Source organism: Pseudomonas koreensis (assembly GCF_012986595.1).
GTDB lineage: Bacteria > Pseudomonadota > Gammaproteobacteria > Pseudomonadales > Pseudomonadaceae > Aquipseudomonas > Aquipseudomonas koreensis.
This window is the reverse complement of sequence record NZ_JAAQYM010000001.1, coordinates 621,739-643,412: the sequence shown is the minus strand read 5'-3', so window position 1 is coordinate 643,412 and position 21,674 is coordinate 621,739. Positions and strand designations below refer to the sequence as shown.

The following is a 21,674-nucleotide window of genomic DNA, read 5'->3' as shown; positions in this document are numbered from 1 at the left end:
GCAGTTCAACGCTGTCGATTGTCTGAGATTTCCGCTTTATGCAAACCGCCTATACCGGCCTGATCCTGCTGATGCTGGTCAGCGTCTCGCGGCTGGTCGGCCGGGTCATCCCGCTGCCGCTGCCCCTCGTGCAAATCGCCGCCGGTGCGTTGCTGGCCTGGCCAACGCTGGGCCTGCACGTGGCGCTGGACCCCGAACTGTTCCTGTTTCTGTTCTTGCCGCCGCTGCTGTTTTCCGACGGTTGGCGCATGCCCAAGCGCGAGTTCTGGCATTTGCGCGGCCCGATCCTGACGCTGGCGGTCGGGCTGGTGCTGTTCACCGTGGTCGGCGCCGGGTATTTCATTCACTGGCTGTTGCCGAGCATTCCGCTGCCGGTGGCCTTCGCACTCGCTGCCGTGCTGTCGCCGACCGACGCGGTGGCGGTCTCGGCCATTTCGCAAAACCGCTTGCCGACGCCGCTGATGCACATCCTGCAAGGCGAGGCGCTGATGAACGATGCGTCGGGCCTGGTGACGTTCAAGTTCGCCTTGGTGGCGGCCGTGACCGGGGTGTTCTCGCTGGCCAATGCGAGCCTGACGTTCGTGCTGGTGGCGGTCGGCGGGCTGGCGGTCGGCGTGGTGCTGAGCTGGCTGGTCGGGCGCTTGCGCGCGTGGATGATCGCCCGCGGCTGGGACGATCCGGCCACCCACGTGGTGTTCATGTTGCTGCTGCCGTTCGCCGCTTACGTGCTGGCCGAGCGCTTGGGGGCTTCAGGCATTCTTTCCGCGGTGGCGGCGGGGATGATGCAGAGCTGGCTCGATCTGTTGCCACGACAGACCAGCACCCGCCTGCTCAATCGCAGCGTCTGGTCATTGCTGGAGTTTGCTTTCAACGGTCTGATCTTCCTGCTGCTCGGCCTGCAATTGCCGGACATCATCAAGGCCGTGGTCAGTCATGAACCGACGCTGTGGCCGACGCTGTTGTATCGCGGCCTCGACGTGGTGGCGATTTTCCTGGCGTTGGTGCTGTTGCGCTTTGTCTGGGTGCAGAGCATCTGGCGTCTATCAGTGTTGCTGCGGCGTTGGCGCGGCAAGGGCGCCCTCACCCAAGTGCCCACGGCCCGCTCCTGCTGGCTGCTGACCGTCGGCGGTGTGCGCGGGGCGGTAACGCTGGCCGGTGTGATGTCGGTGCCGATGTTGATGGGCAGCGAGGCGTTCCCCGAGCGTGATCTGCTGATTTTCATCGCTGCGGGGGTGATTCTGCTGTCGCTGATCTGCGCCTGCATCGCCTTGCCGTTGCTCTTGCGCGGTATCGAGAAAAGTCCGGACGACAAGCGCCGCCAGGAAGTGCGCGATGCCTGGCGCAAGACCGCCGAGGCGGCCATTCATGCATTGGAAACCGAAGAGGTCGGCCCGCAGGACGCTGCGCAGGCCGCGCTTTCGGCGGAACTGAAGGCGCGGATCATGTCCGAGTACCGGCATCAGCTCGACGTCTTCAACGATTCGGCCGAAGCCCAGGCGCTGGCGTTCCAGATGGATCTGCTGGAACGCCGCTTGCGTTTGAAGGCACTGCGGGCGCAACGCCTGGAGCTGTATAGCCTCAGCCGTCAGCACCAGATTGGCGATGACGTGCTGCGGGAAGTGTTGGGCGAACTGGACTTGAGTGAGGCGAATCTCGGATCAGTGAAGTGATGCCGGACATATTGCTGATTTCAAGCTGAACCCGTTTCCTGTGGGGCGTCGGAGTGAGGGTAAGCGGTTGTCATGAATCCTTTGTCTTTCTCACTGATGACTGGATTGAGGTGTATCTGAAAGTCACCCTTGGTCCAGTTCTGGCGAATGGCGTAATGCATGATGGATTTCGGGTCGTAAGAAGAATGGTTGACCTCCGATGCATCAAGAAGATTGAAGTAAGTCAGGTCTATCCGGCTACGATCCTCATCACTCGTTGCGCCGAAGTATTGGTAAACCGCTTCCTTGTCCCACGGAATGGTCATTTCAGGATGCAAGTGCTCATGCTCGGCCCCGAGCATGTGACCGAATTCATGAGTGGCCTGGGCCATGAAGAATCTGATTGAAAGGTCCTGATCCGGGGACAGGTTCAGTGTGGCTTGGGCTTGTTCTTCAACGGTCAACGCGTCGGTCCCGATCATCGACCAGTAAGCACCTGGGTCGCTGGAAATACGAATCTCGGCTTCACCTTCTTCAATGAACTGCAAGTTCAAGTTAACGTGAGGTTGCCAGTTCGCGAGCGCCGCTTTCGTCGCCTCTTTGAAGGACGAACTGCCGTTCAGAAACCGGATGCGTAAAAGACGACCGGGTGTCCAGAATTTCGTGTGCCGAGCGACTGCCCGTTTCTTTCGAGTACCCGTGGCGGTTTTGCGATTGTCAGGGTTTTCCCCGATAGCAATGTCATAAGACTTGTTGAAGTCATTCAATGTGACGAGTTGGCAGGGATTCAGATTGTCCATCATCAGGAAACTCCATGTAAGAAAACGCGAGGGCTCAGGGTTTAGGATAAGCCTTGCGCATATTGCGCCGATCAAGTTTGCTGATTCGGGTGTTCGGAGCAACTTCCCAATCGCCGATAGTAAATTCGTTGGGTACGGGGTAATGCATGATGGAGTTCTTGTCGTAAGGTCCTTTCAGTGACGTGCTGGCATCGATCCTGTTGAATATATTTTCATCGACTTCTTCCTTGGTCCATTGGGTGTGTAACCGGTAATACTCATAAACGACGGGCATGTCCCAGGGGATGTTTGCGGAGGGGTGCTGATGCTCGTGTTGCATTCCCAATGCATGACCGAACTCATGGAGCACTGTCGCATCGAAAGCCGAATGAGCCGGGTCGATGCCGAGTTTCAGGGTAGGCTGGTCCGATGCCACCAACAGTGCGTCGGTGCCAAGGTATGAACTGGATATGTTGCCCGATATGGAAATGCGTATGTCCCCTGCAACGCCATCATTAAACTTGAACGTCAGATTAGTGGAGGGTTCCCATTGTCGGATCAAACCTTCAATACGCTGCTGGAGATCAACAGGCAAAACTTCCATAAAACTGATGGTCAATTCTCTACCACTGGCCCAGAATTTTTGCCAATGGCCTGTAGAACGTTTACTGCGACCACCCTGTGAGGAGAGGATTTCGTTATGAGGGTTTTCTTCGACGGCGGCGTGATATGACGCTAGTTGATCTTCTGGTTGAATAAGTTTGCACGGAGCAATGATTTTCATTGGCGGTTCCAATTTATATAAGGGGTGGCTGTTTATTTAATGTCGCCTGGGTTTTTAAGGCTAATTTGTTTTGAAGGTTTTGTTAAGTTTGATGGTGGGGGATGTTGTTGCTTGATGTTGGTAGGGGCGAGCGCGTGGAATAAAAGTGCGGCGAAGAGCAACTAGTCAGTGGCAAAAACATGTAGCGATTGTGAGAGAGAGTACTGCCAACAAGAAAAGATTTAATTGCAGTTGAAACAATATCCCGCCCGGCATTGCACCGGACGGGCTGGGTCTTGTTACTGTTTACGCTTGATGAAGGCGCGAATGCGTTCTGCAGCTTCGACGCATTCAGCCAAGGGTGCAACCAGCGCCATGCGCACACGGCCGGCCCCCGGATTCACGCCGTCGACATCGCGGGACAGGTACGAGCCCGGCACCACGGTCACATGTTCTTCGGCAAACAGATCCCGGCAGAATGCCGCGTCGTCGCCTTGTACATTCGGCCACAGGTAGAAGCTGCCGTCTGGGCGTTGCACGTCCATCACCGGGCTGAGGATTTCCAGCACCGCGTCGAACTTCTCACGGTACAGCGCACGGTTGGCGCGCACATGCACTTCGTCGTTCCAGGCGGCAACGCTCGCCAGTTGGGTTTGCACCGGCATCGCGCAGCCATGGTAGGTGCGGTACAGCAGGAAGCCCTTGAGGACGTCGGCGTCACCGGCGACGAAGCCGGAGCGCAGGCCTGGCAGGTTGGAGCGCTTGGACAGACTGTGGAACACCACGCAGCGCTTGAAGTCCTTGCGGCCCAGTTCGACGCAGGCGCTGAGCAGGCCTGGCGGCGGGGTCTGTTCGTCGAAGTACAGCTCGCTGTAGCACTCGTCGGCGGCGATCACGAAGTCGTGCTCGTCAGCCAGGGCGATCAGTTTTTTCAGCACGTCGACCGGAATCAGCGCGCCGGTCGGGTTGCCCGGCGAGCACAGGAACAGGATCTGGCAGCGCTTCCAGATCTCTGGCGATACCGCGTCGAAGTCCGGGTTGAAGCCATTCTCATCCAGGCACGGCAGGTAATGCGGCTTGGCGCCGGCGAGGAACGCTGCGCCCTCGTAGATCTGATAGAACGGGTTCGGGCTGACCACCAGCGCGTCGTCGCCACGGTTGACTACGGTCTGGGTGAAGGCGAACAGCGCTTCACGCGTACCGTTGACCGGCAGCACGTTGCGCGCCGGGTCAATCCAGCCACTCGGCACGCCGAAACGACGTTCGCACCAGCCGGCGATGGCTTCGCGCAGGGCCGGGATGCCGAGGGTGGTCGGGTACACCGCCATCTGATCCAGATTGTGCGCCAGCGCTTCGGCGACAAAGCTCGGCGAGCGATGTTTCGGCTCGCCGATCGACAGCGCGATCGGGCGTTTGTCCGGGTTCGGGGTCACGGTGCCAAGCAGAGCGCGGAGCTTTTCGAACGGGTAAGGCTGCAGCTGGTTCAGAGCGTTGTTCATGGATGCCTCGTTCAATGTGGAAAGAAAACTCTGATACTGACCAATGCACAAAACCTGTAGGAGTGAGCCTGCTCGCGATGAGGGCTGCACATCCAACATCCATGCAAGCTGATGTGCCGCTATCGCGAGCAGGCTCGCTCCTACAGAGGTTTGGTCTAACACGCCGGTAACGGAGTGATCCTTCCCACCTGGGTAATGGATTAATTCAATTCAGATACTGATACGTGAAAGCTTGATATCCGGTTCCTGATTGACGCTCAGTTGTTCAACGATTGCGTCCTGCAAGCGGCTGCACAGCAGCGGGTCGGAGAGCGGCTGATTGTGGGCGTCGGTGATGAAGAACACGTCTTCCACCCGCTCGCCCAGGGTCGCAATCTTGGCGTTCTGCAGCGACAGGTCGAACTCGAGGAAAATCCCGCCAATGCGCGCCAGCAGGCCCGGGCGATCCGGTGCCGTGAGTTCCAGCACCGTCACCGGACGCTGGGCGTCGTTGTGGATCGTCACCTGCGGCGCAAAAGCGAAGTGCTTGAGCTGGCGCGGCACCCGGCGCTGGATGATCGTCGGGTAGTCGTCCGGGTTGCGCAGCGCTTCGGTCAGGCCGTCGCGAATCTGTTTGACCCGTGCCGGATTGTCGCCGATCGAGTCACCGTCGGTATCGAGCACGATGTAGGTGTCGAGGGTGAACTGGCTGCTCGAGGTGATAACCCGGGCGTCGTGAATGTTCAGGTTGAGCTGGTCCATCGCGGCCACAGTCACGGCGAAGAAATCGTGCTGATCCGGGGCATAAATGAAGATCTGCGTACCGCCCTCGAATTCGCGCTGGGTGGTTTCCTTGATCAGCACCAGCGGGCCGCCATCGGCCGGCTGCTGCAGGATCGCGTCACTGTGCCAGGCGACGTCGCCGGCGGTGTGGCGCAGGAAGTAGTCATCGCCCAACTGTGCCCACAACTGCTCGACGTCGTCCGGGTCGGTGCCGCCGCGCACCAGAATATCCAGTGCTGCGCTCTGGGTCTGGCGGATCTGCTCTTCGCGATCCACCGGGTTTTCCAGGCCTCGGCGCAGGGCACGCTTGGTTTCGGTGTAGAGCTGGCGCAACAGACTGGCGCGCCACGAGTTCCACAGCGTCGGATTGGTGGCGTTGATGTCGGCCACGGTCAGCACGTAGAGGTAGTCCAGACGGGTTTCATCGCCGACGATCTGCGCGAAATCGTGAATCACTTGCGGGTCGGACAAGTCCTTGCGCTGTGCAGTGGTCGACATCACCAGATGGTTCTGCACCAGCCAGACGATCAGTCGGCTGTCCCAGGTTGGCAGTTGATGGCGCTGGCAGAACGCTTCGGCATCGACCGCGCCGATGTCCGAGTGATCGCCATGCCGCCCCTTGCCGATGTCGTGGTACAGCCCCGCCATGTAGATGAGTTCGGGCTTGGGCAGCTTGGCCATGAGCTTGGCGGCCAACGGGAATTTTTCCGACACCTGGGTGTACTGCAACTTACGCAGGTGCTTGATCAGATTGAGGGTGTGCGCATCGACCGTATAGATGTGGAACAGGTCGTGCTGCATCTGTCCGACAATGAAGCCGAACTCCGGCAGGTAACGCCCGAGGATGCCGTAACGGTTCATCCGCCGCAGGTTGCGATGGATGCCGATCTTGCACTTGAAGAGCTCGATGAACAGGCTGGTGTTGCGAATGTCGTTGCGGAAGTTGTCGTCGATCAGGTGACGGTTCTCGCGCAGCAGACGAATGGTGTCAGCGCGCACGCCTTTGATTTCCGGTTGCTGGGCCATCAGCACGAAAATCTCGAGCATGGCTAACGGCGTGCGGCGGAATACGTTGTCGTTGCGGGCCTCGATGTAGCCGTCGTGCAACTGGAAGCGCGAATTGATCGGCTGCGGCGGCGCTTCGTCTTCCGGGGCGAGGATGACTTCCTCGAAATGCTGGATGATCAGGTCACTGAGCTGGGCGATGCTCATCACCACGCGGAAATACTGCTGCATGAAGTTTTCGACAGCCTGTTTGGCGTCGTCACCTTCAAAACCGAGCAGGCCGGCGATGGTGCGTTGATGGTCGAACAGCAGGCGGTCTTCGGAGCGACCGGCGAGCATGTGCAGGGCGTAGCGCACTTTCCACAGGAATTCCTGGGAGGAGGCCAGCAGCGCGTTTTCGCTCTCGACCAGAAAACCTTCACCGGCGAGGGCGCGCAGGTTCAGGGTGCCGTACTGCCGACGGGCCACCCACAAAATGGTCTGGATATCCCGCAGTCCGCCAGGCGAGCCTTTGACGTTGGGTTCCAGGTTGTATTCGGTATCGTTGTACTTGTGGTGACGGGCCTTCTGCTCGGCGCGTTTGGCCAGGAAGAATTCCTTGGCCGGCCACATGTGTGCGGTGCTGGTGACATCGAGCATGCGCTGGCGCAGGCGCTCGGGGCCGCAGATGGTGCGGCTTTCCATCAGGTTGGTGACCACCGTCAGGTCGGCCCGTGCTTCCTCGGCGCATTCATCGACCGAGCGCACGCTCTGACCGACTTCCAGGCCGATGTCCCACAGCAGCGTCAGAAAGCGCTCGATGGAATCGCGGAAAACTTCGTGATCGGCGCTGTCCAGCAAGATCAGCAGGTCGATGTCGGAATACGGGTGCAACTCACCCCGGCCGTAGCCACCGACCGCGACCAGCGCGATGTCGGCGTCTTCACTCCAGTTGAACTGCTCCCAGGCCTTTTGCAGGATGTTATCGACGAACCAGGCACGGTCTTCGATCAGGCGGCGGATGTCGCGGCCGCTGCGAAAACGGCTGTCGAGCACCTCGCGGGCCTGGCGGATCGCCTTCTTGAACGCGGCGATAGGGCTCGCTTTCAGGGCCAGTTCAGCCTGGAACTGGCCACGGTCGAAGAGTTCGGGATCCACCTGCGGCATTGATTGGCTTTCCTTCTATAAGGCTGGGAGCGTTCCGGGTGTCAGGCCGAGACGCGCGGGATGGTGTCATCGGCGCGCAGGGTGAAGATCTCGTAGCCGGTGTCGGTCACCAGCAGGGTGTGTTCCCACTGTGCCGAGAGCTTGCGGTCCTTGGTGATTGCGGTCCAGCCATCGCCCAGCACCTTGGTGTCGGCCTTACCCTGGTTGATCATCGGTTCGATGGTGAAGGTCATGCCAGCCTTCAGTTCCATGCCGGTGCCGGCGCGACCGTAGTGCAGGATCTGCGGTTCTTCATGGAATACCTTGCCGATGCCGTGGCCGCAGAACTCGCGAACCACCGAGAAACCATTCTTTTCCGCGTGCTTCTGGATGACTTCGCCGATATCGCCAAGGCGGCAGCCGGGTTTGACGATTTCAATGGCCTTGTACATGCATTCCTGAGTGATCTGCGACAGGCGCTCCGCCCAGACCGGTACTTCACCGACGTGGAACATGCGGCTGGTGTCGCCGTGGTAGCCGTCCTTGATCACGGTGACGTCGATGTTCAGGGTGTCGCCGTTTTTCAGCGGCTTGTCATTCGGGATGCCATGGCACACCACATGGTTGATCGACGTGCAGATCGACTTCGGGAAACCCTTGTAGTTGAGCGGGGCGGGAATGGCCTGCTGCACATTGACGATGTAGTCGTGGCAGATCTTGTCCAGTTGTTCGGTGGTCACACCCGGCTTGACGTGTTCGGCAATCATTTCCAGCACATCGGCGGCCAGTTTGCCGGCGACACGCATGCCAGCGATGTCCTCGGGGGTTTTGAGGTTGACGGTCATACAGGCTCTCTCTGCGCTCGGCGGCGCTTACTGATACGGATAGGGCGGCAGGTAAGCGTTTTGCGACCCTGAAAAACCCGATTCTAACAGACGAAAGGCGCAAATCCGCGCCTGCTTGCTTCGTCTCTCTCTATACAATGGTGTGCCTCAAGGCGATTCCAAGGGGGCTGCGCCCATGTCCTTGGTGCGATTACAGATTCCGGGTTCCGTTTCTGCGCACCCTGTGGTATAAAATGCGCCGCTTTCCGGGGATACCCCGAAAAGCTTAAATCCACACACGTGTCGACACGATGACCTGGGTGCTTTTGGCTTTATGCCACTGGTTGGTCATTGGGATACGTGGAGGCCAAACCCGACTTATTAAGGAACTATCATGTCCCAAGTCAACATGCGCGATATGCTGAAGGCCGGTGTGCACTTCGGTCACCAAACCCGTTACTGGAATCCGAAAATGGGTAAGTACATTTTCGGCGCGCGTAACAAGATTCACATCATCAACCTTGAAAAAACCCTGCCAATGTTCAACGAAGCTCTGACTTTCGTAGAGCGTCTGGCCCAGGGCAAAAACAAGATTCTGTTCGTCGGCACCAAGCGTTCCGCTGGCAAGATCGTTGCTGAAGAAGCAGCACGTTGCGGTTCGCCGTACGTCGATCACCGCTGGTTGGGCGGCATGCTGACCAACTTCAAGACCATTCGTGCTTCCATCAAGCGTCTGCGTGACCTTGAAGTTCAAGCCGAAGACGGTACTTTCGCCAAGCTGACCAAGAAAGAAGCGCTGATGCGCTCCCGTGACCTGGAAAAGCTGGATCGCTCCCTGGGCGGCATCAAGGACATGGGCGGTCTGCCAGACGCACTGTTCGTGATCGACGTTGACCACGAGCGCATCGCGATCACCGAAGCCAACAAGCTGGGCATCCCGGTTATCGGCGTTGTCGATACCAACAGCAGCCCGGAAGGCGTTGACTACATCATCCCAGGCAACGATGACGCAATCCGCGCTATCCAGCTGTACATGGGTTCGATGGCTGACGCAGTGATCCGTGGTCGCAACAATGTTGCTGGCGGCACTGTTGAATTCGCAGCTGAAGAAACTCAGGCTGCAGCTGAGTAATCGACGCCCTGGCGTTGACTCAGTAAGCAAAAAGGGGGCTTGGCCCCCTTTTTGCCACCTCGAAAACCGTTTGTTGGCGCCCGTTTTTGGTGGCGCAGCCCCTGCATCTGTAACGTGCGGCGGGTACAAGGTGATTCGGGAAGAATTGAACGCCCGTTCGATCGGGTGGAATGGTTGAAAACCTATCCAAGAGGAATTTGAAAATGGCAGCAATTACTGCAGCGTTGGTTAAAGAACTGCGCGAGCGTACCGGCGAAGGCATGATGGACTGCAAGAAAGCCCTGGAAAAGGCTGACGGCGACATCGAAAAAGCCATTGATGACATGCGTGCTTCGGGCGCGATCAAGGCTGCGAAAAAGGCTGGCAACGTTGCCGCTGAAGGCGCAATCGCAATCAAGGACGACGGTAAAGCTGCCGTTATCCTGGAAGTGAACTCGCAGACCGACTTCCTGGCTCTGCAAGACGACTTCAAAAACTTCGTTGCTGCCAGCGTTGAAAAAGCGTTCGCTGACAAGCTGACCGACGCTGCTCCGCTGATCGCTGCTCAAGAAGCCGCTCGCGAAGCACTGGTTGCCAAAGTGGGCGAGAACGTCAACATCCGTCGTCTGACCCGTGTCGAAGGTGACGTTGTTGGTTCGTACCTGCACGGCAACAAGATCGGTGTTGTTGTGGCTCTGAAAGGCGGCGACGTCGAGCTGGCCAAAGACATCGCGATGCACGTCGCTGCAAGCAACCCTGAGTTCCTGCTGCCTTCGCAAGTTTCGGCTGAAGCGATCGAGCGTGAAAAAGCTGTGTTCCTGCAGCTGAACGAAGAGAAGATCAAAGGCAAGCCAGAAAACATTGTTGAGAACATGGTCAAAGGCCGTATCAGCAAGTTCCTGGCAGAAGCGAGCCTGGTTGAGCAGGCGTTCGTCAAGAACCCTGAAATCAAGGTTGGCGAGCTGGCCAAGAAAGGCGGCGCAGAAATCGTTTCCTTCACCTACTTCAAAGTAGGCGAAGGCATCGAGAAGCCGGTCGACAACTTCGCTGAAGAAGTTGCTGCCCAGCTGGCTGCCGCCAAGCAATAAGACGGTTTTTCAACTGTCGCCCGAAAGAGGCTGCCCGCTCACGCGCGCAGCCTCTTTTCAGATGGGGTTACCAATTTTTAATTGGTTTCCACTTGGAACTGACTTACAAAGCCATGTTCCGATGGCGCTGAAGCAGCGCCAAGCTAGAGTGAACGCCAGCTGTAAACAGCTCGCAAAGAATTTTTAAATACGCCGCAGGAGAGATTCGCAATGGCTCAGCAGGGCAGTGGTTATCAGGCTCGCTATAAACGCATTCTACTCAAGCTTAGCGGCGAGGCCCTGATGGGCTCGGAAGAGTTCGGGATCGATCCAAAAGTGCTGGATCGGATGGCGCTGGAAGTCGGCCAACTGGTCGGTATCGGCGTACAGGTCGGTCTGGTGATCGGCGGTGGCAACCTGTTCCGTGGCGAAGCCTTGAGCAAGGCTGGCATGGATCGGGTAACAGGCGACCACATGGGCATGCTGGCCACTGTGATGAACGCCCTGGCCATGCGCGACGCGCTGGAACGTGCCAATATCTCGGCCATCGTGATGTCGGCCATTTCCATGGTTGGCGTTACTGATCACTATGATCGCCGCAAAGCCATGCGCCACCTGAACTCCAAGGACGTCGTGATTTTCGCCGCCGGTACCGGCAATCCGTTCTTTACCACGGATTCGGCAGCCTGCCTGCGTGCCATCGAAATCGATGCCGACGTCGTGCTGAAGGCGACCAAGGTTGATGGCGTCTACACCGCAGACCCGTTCAAGGACCCGCATGCCGAGAAGTTCGATCATCTGACTTATGATGAAGTGCTGGATCGCAAGCTGGGTGTAATGGATCTGACAGCAATTTGCCTGTGCCGCGACCATAAGATGCCGCTGCGCGTATTCAACATGAACAAGCCTGGCGCCCTGCTGAACATCGTACATGGCGGCGCTGAAGGAACCCTGATCGAGGAAGGTCAACAATGATCAACGAAATCAAGAAAGACGCTCAAGAGCGCATGCAGAAGTCCATCGAGTCGCTGGCTCATGCATTTGGTCAAATCCGCACCGGTAAGGCTCACCCGAGCATCCTCGGTAGCGTGATGGTTCCGTACTACGGCGCCGATACTCCGCTCAGCCAAGTGGCGAACGTCACTGTAAAAGACTCCCGCACCCTGCAAGTCGTTGCTTTCGAGCGCAACATGCTGGCGGCTGTCGACAAAGCGATCCAAAGCGCTGGTCTGAACCTGAACCCGACCAACCTCGGCGAACTGCTGCTGATCTCCATGCCGGCCCTGACCGAAGAAACCCGTAAGGGCTTCACCAAGCAGGCACGTGCGGCTGCTGAAGATGCGCGCGTCGCTGTACGCAATATTCGTCGCGATGCACTGGGTGATCTGAAGAAGCTGGTCAAGGACAAAGAGATCAGTGAAGACGAAGAGCGCCGTGCGGCAGCTGATATCCAGAAACTGACCGACAAGGCTGAAGCTGATATCGATGCGGCCACCAAGGAAAAAGAAGCCGATCTGATGGCCGTATAAGGGTCGCGTTTCAATGGAAAAGACCAAGCAGTCAGCGCCGTCCGCGGTGCCGCGCCATGTCGCGATCATCATGGATGGCAACAATCGCTGGGCGAAGAAACGCTTCATGCCGGGTGTCGCCGGGCATAAAGCCGGCGTGGATGCTGTGCGGGCCGTGATCGAGGTGTGCGCCGAGGCCAAGGTCGAAGTGCTCACCCTGTTCGCCTTTTCCAGTGAAAACTGGCAGCGCCCGGCCGATGAAGTCAGTGCCTTGATGGACCTGTTCTTCAAGGCGCTGCGTCGTGAGGCCAAGCGTCTCAACGACAACAACATCAGCTTGCGCATCATCGGCGATCGCTCGCGCTTCCACCCTGAACTTCAGGCGGCGATGCGCGAGGCTGAAGCGATGACGGCCGGTGCCAACCGCTTTATCCTGCAGATCGCCGCCAACTACGGCGGTCAGTGGGATATTGCGCAAGCGGCACAGCGTCTGGCGCGTGAAGTTCAGGCCGGGCACTTGCGCCCGGAGGACATCACCCCGGATCTGCTGCAAACCTGTCTGGCGACCGGCGACTTGCCGCTGCCGGACTTGTGCATCCGCACCGGTGGCGAACACCGCATCAGCAACTTCCTCTTGTGGCAACTGGCGTACGCCGAGTTGTACTTCTCCGACCTGTTCTGGCCGGACTTCAAACACGAAGCCATGCGCACGGCGCTGGCCGATTTCGCTTCACGCCAGCGCCGCTTCGGTAAAACGAGCGAGCAGGTCGAAGCTGGAGCCCGGGTTTAATGCTTAAACAACGAATCATCACTGCGCTGATCCTGCTGCCGATCGCCCTGTGCGGGTTTTTCCTGCTCGAGGGTTCCGGTTTTGCGCTGTTCATCGGTCTGGTCGTAAGCCTGGGTGCCTGGGAATGGGCGCGTCTGGCTGGCTTTACCGCACAGGCGTTCCGTGTCGGCTATGCCGCTGTCGTTGCGCTGATGTTGTTCGTCATGTACGTGCTGCCGGGCCTCGCCCCTTGGGTATTGGGGGCTTCGGTGCTGTGGTGGGCGGTGGCGACTTACCTGGTGCTGACGTATCCGCGTTCGAGCGAGCACTGGTCCACGGCAGCCACCAAACTGGTGATCGGCTTACTGATCCTGCTGCCGGCCTGGCAAGGGCTGGTGCAGATCAAGCAATACCCGCTGGGCAACTGGTTGATCATGGCGGTGATGGTGCTGGTCTGGGGTGCCGACATCGGTGCCTATTTTTCCGGTCGGGCCTTCGGCAAGCGCAAGCTGGCGCCACAAGTCAGCCCGGGCAAAAGCTGGGAAGGCGTTTACGGTGGCCTGGCGCTGAGTCTGGTCATTACCGCTATCGTCGGCCTGGTGCGTGACTGGACCGTGGGCGAACTGCTCAAGGGCTTGATCGGTGCGGCGTTGATCGTCTTCATTTCGGTGGTGGGCGACCTCACCGAAAGCATGTTCAAGCGTCAGTCCGGCATCAAGGACAGCAGCAATCTGCTGCCCGGTCATGGCGGCGTGCTTGATCGGATCGACAGCCTGACTGCCGCGATCCCGATTTTCGCCGTATTGCTGTGGATGGCTGCGCCGTGAGCCGCCCGCAACAGATTACCGTTCTGGGGGCTACCGGCTCGATCGGTCTGAGCACCCTGGATGTGATTGCTCGCCATCCTGAGCGCTATCAGGTCTTTGCCTTGAGCGGCTTCACGCGCTTGAGCGAGTTGCTGGCCTTGTGCGTTCGGCATGTGCCGCAGTTTGCGGTGGTGCCGGAAGTGGCGGCGGCGCGTGGTTTGCAGGATGACTTGCGGGCTGCCGGCCTGTCCACTCGCGTGCTGGTAGGGGAGGAGGGCCTGTGTCAGGTCGCGTCCGCTCCTGAAGTCGATGCGGTGATGGCGGCCATCGTCGGTGCCGCGGGTTTGCGCCCGACGCTGGCAGCGGTGGAGGCTGGCAAAAAAATCCTCCTGGCCAATAAAGAAGCGCTGGTGATGTCCGGCGCGCTGTTCATGCAGGCGGTGCACAAGAGCGGCTCGGTGCTGCTGCCGATCGACAGCGAGCACAACGCGATCTTTCAGTGCATGCCGCAGGATTTTGCGCGCGGGCTGGGCGCCGTCGGCGTGCGGCGGATCTTGCTCACGGCTTCGGGCGGGCCTTTCCGCCAGACGCCGCTGAGCGAGCTGGCGCACGTTTCGCCGGATCAGGCCTGTGCGCACCCGAACTGGTCCATGGGGCGCAAGATTTCGGTGGATTCGGCCAGCATGATGAACAAGGGCCTGGAGTTGATCGAGGCTTGCTGGTTGTTCGACGCCAAACCTTCGCAGGTCGAGGTGGTGATTCATCCGCAGAGTGTGATTCACTCGTTGGTCGATTATGTCGATGGTTCGGTGTTGGCGCAGTTGGGCAATCCCGACATGCGCACGCCGATTGCCAATGCACTGGCGTGGCCCGAACGTATTGATTCAGGCGTGGCACCGCTGGACCTGTTTGCCATTGCGCGTCTGGATTTCGAAGCGCCTGATGAAGAGCGTTTTCCTTGTCTGCGGCTGGCGCGACAGGCGGCTGAGGCGGGCAACAGCGCGCCGGCCATGCTCAATGCGGCCAACGAAGTGGCGGTTGCAGCGTTTCTCGACGGACGCGTGGGTTATCTGGAAATCGCGAGTATCATCGAGGATGTGTTGAATCTCGAGCCGGTGGTTGCGCTGGAGGATCTGGATGCGGTGTTTACCGCAGACGCGAAAGCGCGGATTCTGGCCGGACAATGGCTGAGTCGGCACGACCGATAGCCTTTACAGAACCATGGCGTCACGCGGCACTGAACAGGATTGCGGAGAAAGTAGATGAGCGCGCTCTATATGATTGCCGGCACCCTGATCGCTTTGGGTGTGCTGGTCACCTTTCACGAATTCGGCCACTTCTGGGTCGCGCGTCGCTGTGGCGTCAAGGTTTTACGTTTTTCCGTGGGCTTCGGCATGCCCCTGTTGCGCTGGCACGACAAGCAGGGCACTGAGTTTGTCGTCGCCGCGATTCCGCTGGGTGGCTACGTCAAAATGCTCGATGAGCGTGAAGGCGAAGTACCGGCCGATCAGCTTCATCAGTCTTTCAATCGTAAATCGGTTCGCCAGCGTATCGCCATTGTCGCGGCGGGTCCGATCGCCAATTTCCTGCTGGCCCTGGTGTTCTTCTGGGTGTTGGCGATGCTCGGCAGTGAGCAGATTCGTCCGGTCATCGGGGCTGTCGAGTCCGGTAGCATCGCGGCCAGGGCCGGTTTGAGTGCCGGCCAGGAAATCGTCGCTATCGATGGTGAGCCGACCTCCGGCTGGGCCGCCGTCAATCTGCAACTGGTGCGTCGTCTGGGGGAGAGTGGTTCCCTGCAATTGCTCGTGCGCGAGCAGGGTTCGACCGCAGACACGCCTCGTGAGCTGGCGCTGGACCATTGGCTCAAAGGCGCTGACGAGCCCGATCCGATCCGCTCGCTGGGTATTCGCCCATGGCGCCCGGCCTTGCCGCCGGTGCTGGCCGAACTTGATCCGAAAGGCCCGGCGCAAGCCGCTGGTCTGAAAACCGGTGACCGTCTGCTGTCGCTTGACGGCCAGGCGCTGAATGACTGGCAGCAGGTGGTGGATACCGTTCGTACGCGTCCTGATACCAAAATCATGCTGCGCATCGAGCGCGACGGTGCTCAAATCGACATCCCGGTGACCTTGGCGGCGCGCGGCGAAAGCAAGTCGCCAAGCGGTTATCTCGGTGCAGGCGTAAAGGCCGTAGACTGGCCGCCGGAAATGATCCGCGAGGTCAGTTATGGGCCGCTGGCCGCGATTGGCGAGGGTGCCCGTCGTACCTGGACCATGAGCGTGCTGACGCTGGACTCACTGAAGAAAATGCTGTTCGGCGAGCTCTCGGTAAAAAACTTGAGTGGACCGATAACCATTGCTAAAGTGGCGGGCGCTTCTGCCCAGTCGGGCGTTGCTGATTTCCTGAATTTCCTTGCTTATCTGAGTATTAGCCTGGGAGTTCTGAATTTGCTGCCCATTCCTGTACTGGATGGGGGGCATTTGTTGTTTTATCTGATTGAGTGGGCGCGTGGTCGTCCCTTGTCGGATCGGGTGCAAGGTTGGGGGGTGCAGATCGGTATCAGTTTGGTGGTCGGAGTGATGTTGCTTGCTCTGGTCAATGATCTGGGTCGACTGTAAAGCTTCGCTGAATTGCGAATCTGCCGCATTTTGCGGCAGTTTGTTTATTGCCAGTTGGAATAAGAAAGGACTTCATGAAACGTCTGCTGCTAACTGCGGTTCTCACCGTATTGATGATCGCCGAAGTTCACGCCGAGTCCTTCACTATCTCTGATATTCGCGTCAACGGCCTCCAGCGGGTCTCCGCGGGTAGCGTGTTTGGTGCCTTGCCGTTGAACGTCGGCGAGCAGGCGGATGATCGTCGCCTGGTGGAATCCACTCGTGCGTTGTTCAAAACCGGTTTCTTTCAAGATATCCAGCTGGGCCGCGAAGGCAACGTTCTGGTGATCACGGTCGTCGAACGCCCGTCCGTCGCCAGTATCGAGATCGAGGGCAACAAGGCCATCTCCACCGAGGACCTGATGAAGGGCCTCAAGCAGTCCGGTCTGTCTGAAGGTGAAATCTTCCAGCGCGCCACCCTCGAAGGTGTTCGTAACGAGCTGCAACGCCAGTACGTTGCACAGGGTCGCTACTCGGCTACGGTCGATACCGAAGTGGTATCGCAGCCGCGCAACCGTGTTGCGCTGAAAGTGAAGATCAACGAAGGCACCGTGGCTGCGATCCAGCACATCAACGTGGTCGGTAACACGGTCTTCCCTGATGACGACCTGATCGACCTGTTCGAGCTGAAGACCACCAACTGGCTGTCGTTCTTCAAGAACGACGACAAGTACGCCCGTGAAAAGCTGTCCGGTGACCTGGAGCGTCTGCGTTCCTACTACCTGGACCGTGGCTACATCAACATGGACATCGCTTCGACCCAGGTGTCCATCACCCCGGACAAGAAGCACGTCTACATCACCGTCAACATCACCGAAGGCGAGAAGTACACCGTCCGTGACGTCAAGCTCAGCGGTGACCTGAAAGTCCCTGAAGACCAGATCAAGTCCCTGCTGCTGGTGCAGAAAGGCCAGGTGTTCTCGCGCAAGCTGATGACCACCACGTCCGAGCTGATCACCCGTCGCCTGGGTAACGAGGGTTACACCTTCGCCAACGTCAACGGCGTACCTCAGCCGCATGACGACGATCACACCGTGGACATCCTGTTCGCCGTCGATCCGGGCAAGCGCGCCTACGTCAACCGCATCAACTTCCGTGGCAACACCAAGTCCGAGGACGAAGTGCTGCGTCGCGAAATGCGTCAGATGGAAGGTGGCTGGGCTTCGACCTACCTGATCGACCAGTCCAAGACCCGTCTTGAGCGTCTGGGCTTCTTTAAGGAAGTGAACGTCGAGACTCCGGCTGTTCCGGGTGTCGACGACCAGGTGGACGTGAACTACGCCGTTGAAGAACAGGCGTCCGGTTCGATCACCGCGAGCGTCGGTTTCGCCCAGAGTGCCGGTCTGATTCTCGGTGGTTCGATCACCCAGAACAACTTCCTCGGTACCGGTAACCGCGTCAGCGTCGGCCTGACCCGCAGCGAATACCAGAGCCGCTACAACTTCGGCTACGTTGACCCCTACTGGACCGCCGATGGCGTGAGCCTGGGTTACAACGCGTTCTATCGCACCACCGACTACAAAGACCTCGACGTCGATGTAGCGAGCTATGCGGTAGACAGCCTGGGAGCCGGCGTCAACGTTGGCTATCCGATCAGCGAGACTTCGCGTCTGACCTTCGGTCTGTCCGCTCAACAGGACAAGATCAAGACGGGCCAGTACACCGTTGACGAGATCTTCGACTTCGTTAACAAGGAAGGCGACCAGTATCTGAACTTCAAGGCGTCGGCCGGCTGGTCCGAGTCGACCCTGAACAAAGGCGTATTGCCGACCCGTGGTCGTTCCCAGAGCCTGACGCTGGAAACCACGATTCCGGGCAGCGACCTGTCGTTCTACAAGCTCGACTACCGTGGTCAGTTGTTCCAGCCGATCACCGAGAACTACACCCTGCGTCTGCACACCGAGCTGGGTTATGGCGACGGTTATGGTTCGACCGACGGCTTGCCGTTCTATGAAAACTACTATGCTGGTGGTTTCAACTCGGTTCGCGGCTTCAAGGACAGTACGCTGGGTCCTCGCAGTACCCCGAGTCGCGGTTTCGACAAGACTGGTAATGTTGGCACTATCGCCGACCCGGATCAGGATCCGCTGCCGTTCGGTGGCAACGTATTGATCCAGGGCGGTGTTGAAGTCCTGTTCCCGCTGCCGTTCGTGAAAGATCAGCGCTCCTTGCGTACCTCGGTATTCTGGGACGTCGGTAACGTGTTCGACTCGACTTGCAAGTCGACCACCAACGCAGATGGTACAAAGGCCAACACTCAGTGCAACGACATCAGCCTGAGCAACATGGCAAGTTCCGTCGGTGTTGGCGTGACCTGGGTCACCGCACTGGGTCCTCTGAGTTTTGCTCTGGCGATGCCGGTCAAGAAGCCGGATAACGCTGAAACTCAAGTGTTCCAATTCTCCCTCGGCCAGACGTTCTAAGCGCCTGACCCAAGACAACGACAATGGATTTTGTAGGAGTGCATCGTGCGTAAGTTGACTCAATTGGTTCTCCTGGCCTCCGTACTGGTGGCAGGCCCGGCGTTCGCCGACATGAAAATCGCCGTGCTGAACTATCAGATGGCACTGCTGGAATCCGACGCGGCCAAGAAGTACGCCGTGGATGCCGAGAAGAAGTTCGGTCCGCAACTGACCAAGCTCAAGACGCTGGAAAGCAGCGCCAAGGGTATTCAGGACCGTCTGATGGCCGGTGGCGACAAGATGCAGCAGGGCGAGCGTGAGCGTCTGGAGCTTGAATTCAAGCAAAAGGCCCGTGACTTCCAGTTCCAGTCCAAGGAGCTGAACGAAGCCAAGGCAGTTGCCGACCGCGAAATGCTCAAGCAACTGAAGCCGAAACTGGATAGCGCAGTGGAAGAAGTCATCAAGAAAGGTGGTTTTGACCTGGTGTTCGAGCGTGGCGCAGTCATCGATGTCAAACCGCAGTACGACATCACGCGCCAGGTTATCGAGCGCATGAATCAGCTGAAGTAACCCATGACCGTGACTATCAAGCTCGGCCAGTTGGCCGAGTTCCTCGGCGCCACCCTGCGTGGCGACCCCGAGAAGCAAATTACTGGGCTAGCCACCTTGCAGGAGGCTGGCCCAGCTCAGTTGAGCTTTCTGGCAAATCCTCAATATCGCAAATACCTGGCAAGTTCCCAGGCGGCTGCGCTATTGCTCAAGGAGGCGGATGCCGACGGTTTTGCCGGTAACGCGCTGCTGGTGCCGGATCCTTACCTGGCTTATGCACGCATCTCGCACCTGTTCGATCCCAAGCCAAAAGCCACTGCGGGTGTTCATCCCACAGCGGTAATTGCGCCGGATGCGGTGGTTGATCCAAGCGCCAGCATCGGCCCGTTCGTGGTGATCGAGGCCGGTGTGCGTATCGGCGCGCAGGTCACTCTGGGGGCACATTGCGTCATCGGTGCCCGCAGTGAAATCGGCGAGGGCGGCTGGCTCGCGCCGCGGGTAACGCTGTACCACGACGTGCGCATCGGCAAGCGTGTGGTGATCCAGTCCGGTGCTGTGCTCGGCGGTGAAGGCTTCGGCTTCGCCAACGAGAAAGGTGTCTGGCAGAAGATCGCCCAGATTGGCGGTGTCACCATCGGCGACGATGTGGAAATTGGCGTGAATACCGCCATCGACCGTGGTGCGCTGGCCGATACCGTGATCGGCAATGGCGTGAAGCTCGACAACCAGATCCAGATCGCCCACAACGTCCAGGTCGGTGATCACACCGCCATGGCGGCGTGCGTGGGTATCTCCGGCAGCACCAAAATCGGCAAGCACTGCATGCTCGCCGGTGGCGTTGGCCTGGTGGGGCATATCGATATTTGCGACAACGTTTTCCTGACCGGGATGACCATGGTGACCCACTCGATTACCGAGCCGGGTGCCTATTCTTCCGGCACAGCCATGCAACCAGCGGCCGAATGGCGCAAAAGCGCGGCACGCATCCGTCAGCTCGATGACCTCGCGCGACGTTTGAAGCAGCTGGAAAAGCGCGTTGGGGAAGTGACCCCCGGCGGCAATGCTTCATCTGATGGCTGATACCATTTCCATATCAAGTGTGCACAGCCTCTAGACTGCCTCCTTGATTTGCTAGAGGAGTGCGCGTCAGTCGCGCTCCCAATCTTTACATAGGCTTCCCCCCGAAATGATGGACATCAACGAGATTCGCGAATACCTGCCTCACCGTTACCCGTTCCTGCTGGTGGACCGGGTGGTGGAACTGGACACTGAAGGCAAGCGCATTCGCGCCTACAAGAATGTCAGCATCAATGAGCCATTCTTCAACGGCCACTTCCCGGCGCATCCGATCATGCCGGGCGTGCTGATCATCGAAGCGATGGCCCAGGCTGCCGGGATCCTCGGTTTCAAAATGCTTGATGTAAAGCCTGCAGACGGCACCCTGTATTACTTCGTCGGTTCCGACAAGCTGCGCTTCCGTCAGCCGGTTCTTCCAGGTGACCAGTTGATCCTTGAAGCCAAGTTCATCAGCTGCAAGCGTCAGATCTGGAAGTTCGAGTGCCAGGCTTCGGTTGACGGCAAGCCAGTCTGCTCGGCTGAAATCATCTGTGCGGAACGCAAACTATGAGTTTGATTGACCCTCGCGCAATCATCGATCCGTCGGCCGTTCTGGCTGACGGCGTCGAGGTCGGCCCGTGGTCGATCGTCGGCGCAGGTGTGGAAATCGGCGAGGGTACCGTGATTGGGCCGCACGTGGTCCTCAAAGGCCCGACCCGAATCGGCAAGCACAACCGCATCTACCAGTTTTCCTCGGTAGGCGAAGACACGCCTGATCTGAAGTACAAAGGCGAAGAAACCCGTCTGGTGATCGGCGACCACAACGTCATTCGCGAAGGCGTGACGATTCACCGTGGCACTGTGCAGGATCGTTCGGAAACCACCCTGGGCGATCACAACCTGATCATGGCTTATGCCCACATCGGGCATGACAGCGTCATCGGCAACCACTGCATTCTGGTCAATAACACAGCGTTGGCCGGGCATGTGCACGTCGACGACTGGGCGATCCTTTCCGGGTTCACTCTGGTTCACCAGTATTGCCATATCGGCGCCCACAGCTTTTCCGGCATGGGTACCGCCATCGGCAAGGACGTCCCGGCGTTCGTGACGGTGTTCGGCAACCCGGCTGAAGCGCGCAGCATGAACTTCGAAGGCATGCGTCGTCGCGGTTTCAGTGAAGATGCCATTCACGCCCTGCGCCGTGCGTACAAAACCGTTTATCGCCAGGGGCTGACCGTCGAGCAGGCGCTGGCCGAACTCGCCGAGCCTTCTGCGCAGTTCCCGGAAGTCGCGGTGTTCCGTGACTCGATCCAGTCGTCGACCCGCGGCATCACCCGCTGATC

Annotated in this window: 19 protein-coding genes; 14 read left to right on the top strand and 5 right to left on the bottom strand. The window is 58.7% G+C overall.

The features are described 5' to 3' along the window. The first annotated feature begins 38 nt into the window (after positions 1-38). Positions 39-1,670, top strand: coding sequence for a Na+/H+ antiporter (locus HBN98_RS03120; protein WP_083366881.1), 1,632 nt, complete (start codon positions 39-41; stop codon positions 1,668-1,670). A 20-nt stretch (positions 1,671-1,690) separates the two neighbouring features. Here HBN98_RS03120 and HBN98_RS03115 read toward each other — a convergent pair whose 3' ends face one another. From HBN98_RS03115 to map, 5 genes are all read right to left on the bottom strand, one after another. Beyond that, complete coding sequence (locus HBN98_RS03115) at positions 1,691-2,452, bottom strand: zinc metalloprotease (protein WP_229754985.1); 762 nt, start codon at positions 2,450-2,452, stop codon at positions 1,691-1,693. A gap of 31 nt (positions 2,453-2,483) precedes the next feature. Further along, positions 2,484-3,212: a M12 family metallopeptidase gene (locus tag HBN98_RS03110; RefSeq protein ID WP_083366880.1), complete on the bottom strand. Its 729-nt coding sequence runs from the start codon at positions 3,210-3,212 to the stop codon at positions 2,484-2,486. A gap of 278 nt (positions 3,213-3,490) precedes the next feature. Then, the gene (gene dapC / locus HBN98_RS03105; protein ID WP_083366879.1) at positions 3,491-4,690 is read right to left on the bottom strand and encodes a succinyldiaminopimelate transaminase; all 1,200 of its coding nucleotides are present in this window, start codon (positions 4,688-4,690) and stop codon (positions 3,491-3,493) included. A gap of 210 nt (positions 4,691-4,900) precedes the next feature. Beyond that, positions 4,901-7,603, bottom strand: a complete 2,703-nt coding sequence (locus HBN98_RS03100; RefSeq protein ID WP_083366878.1) for a [protein-PII] uridylyltransferase — start codon at positions 7,601-7,603, stop codon at positions 4,901-4,903. A 41-nt stretch (positions 7,604-7,644) separates the two neighbouring features. Further along, a complete protein-coding gene (gene map, locus HBN98_RS03095) occupies positions 7,645-8,427 on the bottom strand; it encodes a type I methionyl aminopeptidase (protein WP_083366877.1) in 783 nt (260 codons plus the stop codon). A 373-nt stretch (positions 8,428-8,800) separates the two neighbouring features. Here map and rpsB point away from each other — a divergent pair, with 373 nt between their 5' ends. The 13 genes from rpsB to lpxA all read left to right on the top strand — a co-directional run bounded on the left by rpsB (position 8,801) and on the right by lpxA (position 21,672). Continuing rightward, the gene (rpsB, locus tag HBN98_RS03090) at positions 8,801-9,538 is read left to right on the top strand and encodes a 30S ribosomal protein S2 (RefSeq protein WP_003222119.1); all 738 of its coding nucleotides are present in this window, start codon (positions 8,801-8,803) and stop codon (positions 9,536-9,538) included. A gap of 203 nt (positions 9,539-9,741) precedes the next feature. After that, complete coding sequence (tsf, locus tag HBN98_RS03085; protein ID WP_064586182.1) at positions 9,742-10,605, top strand: translation elongation factor Ts; 864 nt, start codon at positions 9,742-9,744, stop codon at positions 10,603-10,605. 210 nt (positions 10,606-10,815) lie between these two features. After that, positions 10,816-11,559, top strand: coding sequence for a UMP kinase (pyrH, locus tag HBN98_RS03080; protein ID WP_003222124.1), 744 nt, complete (start codon positions 10,816-10,818; stop codon positions 11,557-11,559). Beyond that, positions 11,556-12,113: a ribosome recycling factor gene (frr, locus tag HBN98_RS03075; RefSeq protein WP_083366876.1), complete on the top strand. Its 558-nt coding sequence runs from the start codon at positions 11,556-11,558 to the stop codon at positions 12,111-12,113. The genes pyrH and frr overlap by 4 nt, the downstream gene beginning before the upstream one ends. A 13-nt stretch (positions 12,114-12,126) precedes the next feature. Continuing rightward, a complete protein-coding gene (uppS, locus tag HBN98_RS03070) occupies positions 12,127-12,882 on the top strand; it encodes a polyprenyl diphosphate synthase (protein ID WP_064586183.1) in 756 nt (251 codons plus the stop codon). Then, a complete protein-coding gene (locus tag HBN98_RS03065) occupies positions 12,882-13,688 on the top strand; it encodes a phosphatidate cytidylyltransferase (protein WP_083366875.1) in 807 nt (268 codons plus the stop codon). Before uppS ends, HBN98_RS03065 begins: the two co-directional genes overlap by 1 nt. Next, positions 13,685-14,875, top strand: a complete 1,191-nt coding sequence (gene ispC / locus HBN98_RS03060) for a 1-deoxy-D-xylulose-5-phosphate reductoisomerase (protein WP_083366874.1) — start codon at positions 13,685-13,687, stop codon at positions 14,873-14,875. The genes HBN98_RS03065 and ispC overlap by 4 nt, the downstream gene beginning before the upstream one ends. A 54-nt stretch (positions 14,876-14,929) precedes the next feature. Continuing rightward, on the top strand, positions 14,930-16,282 hold the full coding sequence (gene rseP / locus HBN98_RS03055) for a sigma E protease regulator RseP (RefSeq protein WP_083366873.1): 1,353 nt from the start codon (positions 14,930-14,932) through the stop codon (positions 16,280-16,282). 74 nt (positions 16,283-16,356) lie between these two features. Further along, positions 16,357-18,744 (top strand): outer membrane protein assembly factor BamA, encoded by a 2,388-nt coding sequence (bamA, locus tag HBN98_RS03050; protein WP_083366872.1) that lies wholly within the window; start codon positions 16,357-16,359, stop codon positions 18,742-18,744. A gap of 45 nt (positions 18,745-18,789) precedes the next feature. After that, on the top strand, positions 18,790-19,293 hold the full coding sequence (locus tag HBN98_RS03045; protein WP_003222140.1) for an OmpH/Skp family outer membrane protein: 504 nt from the start codon (positions 18,790-18,792) through the stop codon (positions 19,291-19,293). A gap of 3 nt (positions 19,294-19,296) precedes the next feature. Beyond that, entirely contained in the window at positions 19,297-20,352 is a 1,056-nt protein-coding gene (lpxD, locus tag HBN98_RS03040) for a UDP-3-O-(3-hydroxymyristoyl)glucosamine N-acyltransferase (RefSeq protein ID WP_083366871.1), read from the top strand. 106 nt (positions 20,353-20,458) lie between these two features. Next, the gene (gene fabZ, locus HBN98_RS03035; protein WP_003222142.1) at positions 20,459-20,899 is read left to right on the top strand and encodes a 3-hydroxyacyl-ACP dehydratase FabZ; all 441 of its coding nucleotides are present in this window, start codon (positions 20,459-20,461) and stop codon (positions 20,897-20,899) included. Further along, positions 20,896-21,672 (top strand): acyl-ACP--UDP-N-acetylglucosamine O-acyltransferase, encoded by a 777-nt coding sequence (lpxA, locus tag HBN98_RS03030; RefSeq protein WP_064586188.1) that lies wholly within the window; start codon positions 20,896-20,898, stop codon positions 21,670-21,672. Before fabZ ends, lpxA begins: the two co-directional genes overlap by 4 nt. Positions 21,673-21,674 lie beyond the last annotated feature (2 nt).